The organism is Methyloceanibacter sp. (assembly GCF_050728395.1).
Lineage (GTDB): Bacteria > Pseudomonadota > Alphaproteobacteria > Rhizobiales > Methyloligellaceae > Methyloceanibacter.
This window is the reverse complement of the sequence record NZ_JBOHJB010000089.1, coordinates 1-10,657: the sequence shown is the minus strand read 5'-3', so window position 1 is coordinate 10,657 and position 10,657 is coordinate 1. Positions and strand designations below refer to the sequence as shown.

At 63.8% G+C, this 10,657-nt stretch carries 7 protein-coding genes, 2 tRNA genes and 1 pseudogene; 6 read left to right on the top strand and 4 right to left on the bottom strand.

Annotation, left to right across the window (positions count from 1 at the left end):
- Both ACREC7_RS13535 and ACREC7_RS13530 read right to left on the bottom strand, forming a co-directional pair.
- Window positions 1–272 (bottom strand): annotated as a pseudogene (locus tag ACREC7_RS13535) (hypothetical protein); the annotation flags it as partial.
- A 106-nt stretch (window positions 273–378) separates the two neighbouring features.
- Window positions 379–454: transfer RNA gene (locus tag ACREC7_RS13530), tRNA-Asn, on the bottom strand.
- Window positions 455–616: 162 nt separating this feature from the next.
- On the opposite strand from ACREC7_RS13530, the gene ACREC7_RS13525 reads away from it, so the two are divergent.
- Complete coding sequence (locus ACREC7_RS13525; protein ID WP_431556215.1) at window positions 617–913, top strand: hypothetical protein; 297 nt, start codon at window positions 617–619, stop codon at window positions 911–913.
- A 187-nt stretch (window positions 914–1,100) separates the two neighbouring features.
- On the opposite strand, the gene ACREC7_RS13520 is transcribed toward ACREC7_RS13525, so the two are convergent.
- Both ACREC7_RS13520 and ACREC7_RS13515 read right to left on the bottom strand, forming a co-directional pair.
- Entirely contained in the window at window positions 1,101–1,529 is a 429-nt protein-coding gene (locus ACREC7_RS13520) for an EamA family transporter (RefSeq protein WP_431556214.1), read from the bottom strand.
- A 91-nt stretch (window positions 1,530–1,620) separates the two neighbouring features.
- Window positions 1,621–1,694 (bottom strand) — tRNA-Cys (locus ACREC7_RS13515).
- A 93-nt stretch (window positions 1,695–1,787) separates the two neighbouring features.
- On the opposite strand from ACREC7_RS13515, the gene ACREC7_RS13510 reads away from it, so the two are divergent.
- The 5 genes from ACREC7_RS13510 to ilvD all read left to right on the top strand — a co-directional run bounded on the left by ACREC7_RS13510 (window position 1,788) and on the right by ilvD (window position 10,543).
- Window positions 1,788–2,474: a protein-L-isoaspartate O-methyltransferase family protein gene (locus ACREC7_RS13510; protein ID WP_431556213.1), complete on the top strand. Its 687-nt coding sequence runs from the start codon at window positions 1,788–1,790 to the stop codon at window positions 2,472–2,474.
- A gap of 259 nt (window positions 2,475–2,733) precedes the next feature.
- A complete protein-coding gene (locus ACREC7_RS13505; RefSeq protein WP_431556212.1) occupies window positions 2,734–4,191 on the top strand; it encodes a TolC family outer membrane protein in 1,458 nt (485 codons plus the stop codon).
- 153 nt (window positions 4,192–4,344) lie between these two features.
- Window positions 4,345–5,577, top strand: coding sequence for a DUF2497 domain-containing protein (locus tag ACREC7_RS13500; RefSeq protein ID WP_431556211.1), 1,233 nt, complete (start codon window positions 4,345–4,347; stop codon window positions 5,575–5,577).
- A 136-nt stretch (window positions 5,578–5,713) separates the two neighbouring features.
- The gene (locus ACREC7_RS13495; protein WP_431556210.1) at window positions 5,714–8,572 is read left to right on the top strand and encodes a valine--tRNA ligase; all 2,859 of its coding nucleotides are present in this window, start codon (window positions 5,714–5,716) and stop codon (window positions 8,570–8,572) included.
- A 246-nt stretch (window positions 8,573–8,818) separates the two neighbouring features.
- Complete coding sequence (gene ilvD / locus ACREC7_RS13490; RefSeq protein ID WP_431556209.1) at window positions 8,819–10,543, top strand: dihydroxy-acid dehydratase; 1,725 nt, start codon at window positions 8,819–8,821, stop codon at window positions 10,541–10,543.
- The last annotated feature ends 114 nt before the right edge of the window (window positions 10,544–10,657 follow it).

The window sequence follows — 10,657 nt, the reverse complement described above, 5'->3', positions numbered from 1 at the left end:
ACAGGGACCGGCCGATCCGCATGAGCGAGTAGGTTGCGCAGGCCCCTGATGGCGTGCAAATCACGCCGCGTAGCGACGTCGATGAGACCCATCGCGCGCGCGACGTTGATCTTCCCTGAGAAGTTCGCGAGCGGTCCCATGTTCTCGAACAGCTCCGTCGCTAGAGTATTTGACATGGGTGGCATGGCATGGAGCAGCAGTTTTTGGAGGAGACTGTCGAGTTGTGCAGCGCTGAGAATGGCGAGGCCAGCGTCCTCGTTGAACTTGTCCATGCACTTCTTGTAGCGCGCGCGCAGCGTCGAAGACTAGAGTCCCGCGCCCAGCAAGGGCCCGGCCAGGGCCCCGAGGGGCGACGAAACGCTTATGAGGGCTTTGAGTTGGCTCCCCGGGCCGGATTCGAACCAGCGACCCAGCGGTTAACAGCCGCTTGCTCTACCTGCTGAGCTACCGGGGAGCAGAGCGCGCATATGAAGCGCAGCTAGCCGCGTCATAGCAAATGACGGCGGGGCTTGCCAGAGCTTTACGGGCCGGCATTTGCGCCGGCCTTGCGGCGAAAGGGCGGGTTGCGGCGCATCCCCATCATGCCTATGTGGGAACAGCCCGCCGAAAGTCGACCATGGCCGCCAAGATCCGCTTCGCCAACCGTCAATTTCACTTGCCCCAGTCGAAGCCGATCCGCATCGGCCTCGGCATTCTGCTTGTCGCTTGCGGCCTCGTCGGCTTCCTTCCGGTGGTCGGATTCTGGATGATCCCGCTCGGGCTCCTCGTGCTCTCGGTGGATATTCCGATCGTGCGGCGCTGGCGCCGTCAGCTCGCCGTGTGGTGGCATCGCGACCGCAAGAACGGAGACGAGACGAGCGCGCCAAACGGCAATGGCGCGGAAGCGAAGGACGCGGCGACGAAGACCGAGTGATGCATCCGTCTTTTTGACGGGAGGGGTTCGCCGCTTGCCAAAAAGGCGGCTCCAGCCTGGGAGACCAGCGGAGCCGCAAGGGCGGGAGAGCCTACGCAAGGTCACTAGGGGCTCTCCCCCGGACAAGTTTTGCTTGAAACAAGGCAGAACCGAGGAGCGGCCCATTAACGACGCAATCGACCGGATTCTAAGCCCGGCCGGTTGCCACCAGAACAGCGCCGATGGCGATCAGAGCGATGCCGGCGGCATCCCGTATCGACAGCCGTTCGCCAAGAAAGATCACCGCAAAGATTGCCACCAACACCACACTCAATTTGTCGAGTGGAGCGACTTGAGCGGCATCGCCCAGGCTGAGGGCGCGGAAATAACATAACCAGGATGCACCCGTCGCCAGGCCCGACAGAGTCAGGAACAGATAGGCTCTGGCGGGAATGGTGCCGATCCTGTGCCCGGTCACGAGCAACAGGGTTGCGAGAACGACCGCGATGACCAGCGTGCGAATGAACGTGGCGATGTCCGGATCGACTCCCTCGACGCCAACCTTCGCCAAGATTGCCGTCAAGGCGGCAAACACCGCGGACAAAAGCGCCCAACCCTGCCAGCCGATTGCTGCCATCTCATCCTCCTCGGTGCTGCGTCTGCCTGCGACAGTTCGACCACGCCGACCCTCAGGTGAGATCGCTAAGGCGTTGACGCAATAAGAAAGGTGGAGGCCACGCCCGGAATCGAACCGGGGTGCGCGGATTTGCAGTCCGCTGCGTCACCACTCCGCCACGTGGCCAGTTTAGGGGGTGCCCAAAGCCAGTAACTAGGTGCCGATTGGCATGCGCGTCAATATGCTGTGAACTGGGCGGCGGGACGTAAGGGATTGACCATGATCGATTTCGAGCGGGCGCGGGCGAGCATGGTCGAATCGCAGCTCCGCACCGACAAGGTGACCGACCGGCGCATCCTTTCCGCCTTTGCCGCGCTGCCGCGGGAGCGCTTCGTGCCGGAGGGCAAACGCGACCTTGCCTATAGCGATGCGAGCCTCGAAGTCTGGCCGTCGATCGACGGCGCACCCGCACGTTTCCTGCTGCCGCCCGTGGTGCTCGCCCGCCTGATCCAGCTCGCCGCGGTCGAGGAGAAAGATGCCGTCCTCGATGTCGGCTGCGCCACAGGCTACTCGACCGCCGTGCTTGCCCGCCTCGCCCGCCTCGTGACCGCCGTTGAGGCTGAGCCTGAGCTGGCCGCTGCCGCTCGCGAATCCTTGCACGAGCTTGAGCTTGCCAACGCCGCGGTGTTGGAGGGCGCGCTCACAGGCGGCGCGCCCGAAGCCGGGCCCTTCGATGTCATCTTGCTGAACGGCAGCGTGCCTGAGATGCCCGATACGCTCCTTGCGCAGCTCAAAGAGGGTGGCAGGCTTTGCGCCATCATTGCCGCCGGCCGCGAGGGTCGTCCCCGCCAGGGCAAGGCCACTCTTTTCGTCAAGGTCGATGGCGAAGCGAGCGGGCTGCCACATTTCGACGCCAACGCCAGAGTGCTGCCGGGTTTTGCGCCTTCTCCCAGCTTTACCTTCTGATTTTCCACAGGATTTTTCGCGACTTCTGGCCGCACTGTTGCTTCGATCCCACACTCGCCCGGGCATTTCTGTGGAGATCGGCCTCTCCGGTTACCTCAGTCCATAGCGTGCTCTATGGTCGAATCGCGGTCGGGGGCGGGGGCCAATTTCCTGACTGCGGAGGCTTTAGAAGGTGACAGGCGTCCAGAGCAGGCATCGTAGGTCCTGCGCGGAAGGCTCCTGGCGGCGTGGCGGGGCGGCGGCCATCGCGGGTCTTGCCTTGGGGGTCGTTTTCTGCGCGCGCCCTGTCGCGGCCGAAACGCTGGTGGAGGCGTTGTCCAACGCCTATCTCATCAACCCGGTGCTGAATGCCGAGCGAGCAAATCTGCGCGCCACCGACGAGCAGGTTGCCGTGGCCAAATCCGGTTTGCGCCCCAACATCAGCGCCTCCGGCGACGCCGCCTTTCAGAACCAGGAATCGGACATTGTCGGAGGAAGCCAGAAAAGCAACGTTCAGCAGTGCGACGCGGCCACCGCGGCACTTGAACCGGCCTTCTGCGCCTCGCTGGCCTCGCAGACCAATATAGGTAACATCGAGAACCAGTTATCGAGCGATGGTGTCACTCACCCGCGCGGTTATTCCGTCAATCTCACCCAGACCATCTTCGATGGCTTTCAAAACATCAACGCCATCCGCCAGGCCAAGTCCACCGTCCAGGCCGGGCGCGAAGGTTTGCGTGCCACGGAGCAGACCACGTTGCTGAACGCCGTCACCGCCTATGTCGATGTGGTGCGCGACCAGGCCGTCGTCCGTTTGCGTCAGACCAACGTCGATGTGCTGACCGAGCAGCTCCGCCAAACCAAGGATCGCTTCGATGTCGGCGAAGTGACCCGCACCGACGTGGCGCAAGCCGAAGCGCGCCGGTCGGACTCCATTACGCAGCTCTACGCCGCCCAGGCCAATTACAAGACGAGCCGCGCCACCTACGAGCAGGTGATCGGCCATCCGCCGTCGAGCCTCGTCCATCCGCCGTCCATCGCTCATCTGCTGCCGAGCCAGCTCGAGGACGCCATGACCCTGGGCGACGGACAGAACCCCTTCATCCTCGCCGCCGTCTACCAGGAGGAGGCATCCCTCTATAACGTCGCTCAGATCGAAGGCGAGCTGTTGCCGGAAGTGACGCTCGATGCCCGGTACTCGCAGCGCTTCGGCTTGAGCAATACGCTGAAGGAGCAGCAGGTCACGACCGTCATGGGCCGTGTGAACGTGCCGCTCTATCAGGGCGGCGGCGTCGCCGCGCGCATTCGCCAGGCTAAGGAGACCAACAACCAGCTCAAGAAAGAGGTGGAGGATGCGAGGCTTCGCATCCACGCCGAGGTGATCGCGAATTGGGCCCAGCTTCAGGCCACCGCCTCGGAGATCCAGTCGGCGCAGGATGCGCTCGAGGCCAACCGCATCGCGCTCGAAGGCGTGCGCGAGGAGGAGAAGGTGGGCCAGCGCACCACGCTCGACGTGCTCAACGCCGAGCTCGAATATCTCGGCTCGCAAATCCAGCTCGTCACCGCCAAGCGCGATCGCGTCGTCGCCGAATACGCCATATATGGCTCAGTCGGACGGCTTGATGCGCAAAGCCTCGGCTTATCAGTGCCTTACTACGATCCGCTAGAGCATTACAATATAGTTAAGAACAAGTGGTTCGGGCTCACACCACCAGCTCCGCCGGCTCCCGACGAGTGATCGCGTCCGCCGGTTAAGGTTACAATCATAAAGCCTGCCCGAACCAAGCCGAGACTTGTACGTTAACCGTGTGTTAAGCTCTGGGGGCATGAGGAAGTCACCCAAGTTTGACCGCGGGGTGTAGCGGGGCAATGGCGGCAAGGGATTCCAGCTATGAGCAGCACGGAACGGGCTCCCGAACCGACGATGGAGGAGATTCTGGCCTCCATTCGTCGGATCATCTCTGACGACGAAGCGAGTTCGGTACAACAGCGCGCAACGAGTGCAGAGTATGCGGAGCAGGTCCGGGCCGACGATACCGAGGATGGTGCAGCCGACACGCAGATGATCGATGACATCGCGCGTGTGTTGAGCGGCAGCGCGACTCCGACGGCATCCAACGATGACGACATCGAGGACATTCTCGATCTGACCGAGCCTGGCGGCTCGGCTGCAGACGAGGTGATGATGGCCGACGAGCCGGACACCATCATCGAGGAGGAGGTGGTCCTCGAATCCGAAGTCACCGAAATCTATGCCGAGGAACCGCGCAAGCTCGATTTCATGGCGGCCTTCCCGCCGGCGAACGAGGATCGCCCAGAACCTTCTTTCACCTTCGCCGAGAAGGCTCCGACATTCGCCGAGGACGCTCCGGATTACGAAATGGAGGACGCTCCAAGCTATAGGGACGAGGCCGCTCCAAGCTACGAGCCTGATCCGGCCCCCATTGTCGAGATGCCGGCGCCGGAGCCGGTCAAGGCGGCGGAGCCTTTGCCGTCACTTGACGATCCGACCTCGGCACTCGAACGGGCCATCGCCGCACTGAAGGCCGGAGACCTCGCGGCCTTCGCCCGCGAGGCGCAGTCCGACTACACGGCGCCCGAGCCTGTGTACACGCCGCCTGAGCCGCTGGCCGAGGCGGCAAGCGAAACCTCCTTTGAGCCTGAGCCGGAGAGCTTCGAATTAGAGCCGGCAATGGCCGTCGAGGAGGAGAGTGTCGTGTTGCCGGAGCCCGAGCCTGAGCCGGTGGTTCCGTCTTGGGCTGCGGGAAGCGCGCCGTGGTCGCAAATGGAACCGTCTGAGCCTGAACCGGAGCCTGAGCCAGAACTCGAGCCTGAGCCTGAGCCTGAACTCGAGCCCGAACCTTTGCCGTGGCGGAGCGAGGATCAGTCCTGGCGTGGCGCGGCACCTGCCAATGAGTTCGAGCTCAACCCGTCGCGGGTCAATGGCGGCTCCGAGCATGAGCCGCACGACTTCGCCGGCTCGGTGTCCTCGAAATCGCTCGAGGACAGCGTCAAGGAGATGCTTCGTCCGCTGCTCAGGCAATGGCTCGACGAGAACATGCCGCGCGTGCTGACCGCGGCGCTCCGCGAGGAGCTCGAGAACACCGACTATCAGCGGCGCTAAGATCGCGCGCCGCCGTCCGCTTGCTTCGAGGCGCGCCCTTTGGGCGCGTCTCAGCATGAGGAGCTTCCCGTTGACAGGGCGGAAGGGCAAATCGTAGGACGCGAGGCCCGTCTTCCTCTCGCGAGCCTAAGCGCCGATGCTCGACAAGACCTATCAGCCAGCCTCCATCGAAGGCCCGACCTACCGACTTTGGGAGGAGGCGGGGGCGTTTGCCGCCGGCCGCCCTGACCGGACGGCCGCGCGCCCCTTCGCCATCGTCATCCCGCCGCCCAACGTGACCGGCTCTCTACATATGGGTCACGCCCTCAACAACACGCTGCAGGACATCCTCGTCCGCTTCGAGCGCATGCGCGGGCGGGACGTATTGTGGCAGCCTGGCACCGATCACGCCGGCATCGCCACCCAGATGGTGGTCGAGCGCCAATTGATGGAGCGCCAGGAGCCGAACCGCCGGGACCTTGGCCGCGACGAGTTCGTGCATCGCGTGTGGCAATGGAAGGTCGAGTCCGGCGGTCTGATCATCAATCAGCTGAAGCGGCTCGGCGCGTCCTGCGATTGGTCGCGCGAACGCTTCACCATGGACGAGGGGCTTTCGCGCGCGGTGCGCAAGGTGTTCGTCGACCTCTACAACACATTGGGACCCGATGGTCGGAGGCTCATCTACAAGGACAAGCGCCTGGTCAATTGGGACCCGAAGCTGCTCACCGCCATCTCCGACCTCGAGGTCGAACAGGTCGAGGTGAAGGGCCACCTCTGGCATCTGCGCTATCCGCTTGAAGGCCGCGCTTTCGATCCCGACGATCCATCCACTTACATCGTCGTCGCCACCACGCGGCCAGAGACCATGCTCGGCGACACCGCCGTCGCCGTGCATCCCGACGACGAGCGCTACAAGGCTCTGGTCGGAAAGAACGTCATCCTGCCGCTGGTCGGCCGCCGCATTCCCATCGTCGCCGACGAATATTCCGACCCGGAGAAGGGCTCAGGCGCGGTGAAGATCACGCCGGCGCACGACTTCAACGACTTCGAGGTAGGGAGGCGCCACGCGCTGCCCATGATCAATGTCCTCAGTCCCGAGGGCGAGATCCTGCTCGATGCCAACCCGGAGTTCATCCAAGGTGTTGCGCCTGGTCCGCAACTGACTCAGACGATTCAAACTTTGCATGGGCTCGACCGCTTCGTCGCCCGCAAGAAGATCGTGGAGCGGCTGGAGGAAAGCGGGCTCGTCGAGAAGATCGAGCCTTATGTCTACACGGTGCCGCATGGCGACCGCTCAGGCGTCGTCATCGAGCCCTTCCTCACCGACCAATGGTACGTGAACGCGAGAGAGTTGGCGAAGCCCGCCATCGACGCGGTGAAGCGCGGCCGCACCGTCTTCGTGCCAAAGACCTGGGAGAACACCTACTTCCATTGGATGGAGAATATTCAGCCTTGGTGCATCTCGCGCCAGCTCTGGTGGGGTCACCAGATCCCGGCCTGGTATGGCTTCGAGCTGGTTGGGCCGGCTATGCTGGCTCAAGACCAAGACGCGGTGTTTGTCGCCGAAACTGTCGAGGAGGCGCGCGAGCAAGCAAAACAGCACTACGGAACTGATGTCGTCATTTTGAAGGATGGCTCAGAGGTTATCCCTTGGATTGAAAAGTTTCGAAGTGGCCAGCCGCTTACGCAATATCCAATTCTTCGCGATCCAGATGTGCTCGACACCTGGTTCTCCTCGGCGCTGTGGCCATTCTCCACCCTCGGCTGGCCCGACGAGACACCGGAGCTCGCCCGCTATTACCCCACCGACGTTCTCGTCACCGGCTTCGACATCATCTTCTTCTGGGTCGCCCGCATGATGATGATGGGTTTGCACGTCATGGAGGAAGTGCCGTTCCGCGACGTCTACATCCACGCGCTGGTCCGTGACGAGAAGGGCCAGAAGATGTCGAAGTCGAAGGGCAACGTCATCGACCCCCTCGAACTGATCGACGCTTATGGCGCCGACGCGCTGCGATTCACGCTTTCCGCCATGGCGGCGCAGGGACGCGACATCAAGCTGGCGCCAGCGCGCGTCGAGGGCTACCGCAATTTCGCGACCAAGCTGTGGAACGCCGCGCGCTTCGCCGAGATCAATGCCTGCCTGCCGGTCAAGAATTTCGATCCGGCCTCCGCCACGCAAACCATCAACCGCTGGATCGCCGGCGAGAGCGAGCGGGCGCTTGCCGCCGTCACCGAGGCGCTCGAAACCTATCGCTTCAACGAGGCGGCCGGCGCCATCTACGCCTTCATCTGGCATAAGTTCTGCGACTGGTATCTCGAGCTGATCAAGCCGATCCTGTCCGGCGCCGATCAGGAAGCCGCGGCCGAGACCCGCGCCATGACCGCCTGGGTGCTCGACCGCGCGCTCAAGCTGCTCCATCCCTTCATGCCCTTCGTCACCGAGGAGCTGTGGGCGAAGCTCGCTTCGCCAGACACTGGCAGGGACACTCTCCTCATCCTCGCCCCCTGGCCGAAGCATCTCGGCCTTGAGAATGCCGAGGCCGATTCCGAGATCGGCTGGGTGATCAGGCTCATCTCCGAGGTGCGCTCGGTGCGTTCTGAGATGAATGTCCCAGCCGGCGCGAAAGTCCCTCTCGTCGTCTCCGGCGCGAGCGAGGAGACCACGACGCGGGCGAGGCGCCACGAGGAGACCATCCTGCGGCTTGCCCGGATCGAGTCCATGAGCTTCGGCAAGGCGCCTTCCGGCGCGGTGCAGATCGTGCTCGACGAGGCGACGCTTGCCCTGCCGCTTGCCGGCATCATCGACGTCGCCGCCGAGTCGAAACGCTTGAAGCGCGAAATTGACAAGGTCGGGTCGGAAATCCGCCAGCTTGACGCCAAACTTGCCAATGAGAAGTTCGTCGCCCGCGCCCCTGAGCATGTGGTCGAAGAGCAACGCGAGCGCAAAGCTGACGCCGAGGCGACCGCTGCGAGGCTGGAACAGGCCTTGAAACGGCTGGAAGCAGCGCTTTAATTCTCTCCTTACCTCCCAGCTTACACAAATTCTTCACTCTGTTACCCAAATACCACAGACTGCGGCATTTTCGCCTCGTTTGCGCCATAAAGCTTTGAGAGATCAGGATTTGTAACGAGGAGCATCGGCCAGAGTAGCGTTGCAAGGTTCGCGCGGGGGCGAGAGCCGGCCACGGAGGCCGATTTCAGTGAGTAGCGGTGGCGGGGTACCACTGGCTTCTCTTGCACCTCATCCGGGCAGTTGAGAATGGACGCAAAGACGTTCGATAAGTCGCGTTTGCCCAGCAGGCATGTCACCGAGGGTCCCGCCCGGGCTCCCCATCGGTCCTATTACTACGCCATGGGCCTGTCGCGTGAGCAGATCCACCAGCCCTTTGTCGGCGTCGCCACCTGCTGGAACGAGGCGGCGCCCTGCAACATCTCGCTGATGCGCCAGGCGCAAGCCGTGAAGCAGGGCGTGGCCGCCGCAAACGGCACGCCGCGCGAATTCTGCACCATCACCGTCACCGACGGCATCGCCATGGGGCATCAGGGCATGAAGTCCTCGCTGCCCTCGCGCGAGGTGATCGCCGATTCGATCGAGCTCACCATGCGCGGCCATTGCTACGACGCGCTGATCGGCGTCGCCGGCTGCGACAAGTCTCTTCCCGGCATGATGATGGCGATGTGCCGGCTCAACGTGCCGTCGATCTTCATCTATGGCGGCTCCATCCTTCCCGGCTCCTTCAAGGGGCGCCCGGTCACGGTGCAGGATCTGTTCGAGGCGGTCGGCCAATATTCGGTTGGCAAGGTGTCGGCCGAGGATCTCGATGAGCTCGAGCAGGTGGCCTGCCCTTCGGCGGGGTCCTGCGGCGCGCAATTCACCGCCAACACCATGGCCACGGTCTCCGAGGCCATCGGTCTCGCCCTGCCATACTCTGCCGGCGCGCCTGCGCCTTACGAGATCCGCGACCGCTTCTGCATGGCCGCCGGCGAGAAGGTCATGGACCTGCTCGCGCTCAACATCCGCCCGCGCGACATCGTCACCCGCAAGGCGCTGGAGAATGCCGCTGCCGTGGTGGCGGCCACCGGCGGCTCGACCAACGCCGCCCTGCATCTGCCGGCCATCGCCCATGAATGCGGCATCGACTTCGACCTGTTCGCCGTCGCCGAGGTCCTGAAGCGCACGCCCTACATCGCCGATCTGAAGCCGTCAGGCCGCTATGTCGCCAAGGACATGTTCGAAGCCGGCGGCGTGCCGCTCCTGCTGAAGACGCTTCTCGATCACGGCTACCTGCATGGCGATTGCCTGACCGTGACCGGCCGCACCATGGCCGACAATCTCGCCAAGGTGCGCTGGAACCCCGATCAAGACGTGGTGCGTCCCGCCGACAATCCGATTTCGCCGACCGGCGGCGTCGTGGGCTTGCGCGGCTCGCTCGCGCCCGACGGTGCCATCGTCAAGGTCGCCGGCATGACGGGGCTGAAATTCCGCGGGCCCGCGCGCTGCTTCGACTGCGAGGAGGATGCCTTCGCCGCGGTGAGCGCGCGCCGGTACCAGGAAGGCGACGTGCTGGTCATTCGCTACGAGGGCCCGAAAGGCGGCCCGGGCATGCGCGAGATGCTGTCGACCACGGCGGCGCTTTACGGCCAGGGCATGGGCGACAAGCTTGCGCTGATCACCGACGGGCGTTTCTCCGGCGCCACGCGCGGATTCTGCGTGGGCCACGTCGGCCCCGAGGCCGCGCTCGGCGGACCGATCGCGCTGCTTCGCGACGGCGACATGATTGTGCTCGATGCCGAGAAGGGCACGCTCGATGTCGAGCTCGGCCAAAGCGAGCTCGATAAGCGGAAGGCGGCGTGGAAGCCGCGGCCTAACCCATTCCAAAACGGGTATCTGTGGAAATATGCGAACGAGGTCGGTCCGGCGCGGACGGGCGCCGTCACTCACCCCGGCGCTCTAGTGGAAGTCGCGTGTTATGCAGATGTTTAAGCAGAGCCTGATCGCAGTTTTGGCGCTGACCGCGATGGCGACGCCGCTCGCGGCCGGACATGCCGAGGACGGATCGCCGTTCGTCTCGGCCACCGCCGCCTATCGTCAGGGGAC

Excerpts from the sequence above, each read along its gene's own strand:
- ACREC7_RS13525 (WP_431556215.1), top strand. The coding sequence starts at position 617 with ATGGCCGCCAAGATCCGCTTCGCCAACCGTCAATTTCACTTGCCCCAG.
- ACREC7_RS13520 (WP_431556214.1), bottom strand. The coding sequence starts at position 1,529 with ATGGCAGCAATCGGCTGGCAGGGTTGGGCGCTTTTGTCCGCGGTGTTT.
- ACREC7_RS13510 (WP_431556213.1), top strand. The coding sequence starts at position 1,788 with ATGATCGATTTCGAGCGGGCGCGGGCGAGCATGGTCGAATCGCAGCTC.
- ACREC7_RS13500 (WP_431556211.1), top strand. The coding sequence starts at position 4,345 with ATGAGCAGCACGGAACGGGCTCCCGAACCGACGATGGAGGAGATTCTG.
- ACREC7_RS13495 (WP_431556210.1), top strand. The coding sequence starts at position 5,714 with ATGCTCGACAAGACCTATCAGCCAGCCTCCATCGAAGGCCCGACCTAC.
- ilvD (WP_431556209.1), top strand. The coding sequence starts at position 8,819 with ATGGACGCAAAGACGTTCGATAAGTCGCGTTTGCCCAGCAGGCATGTC.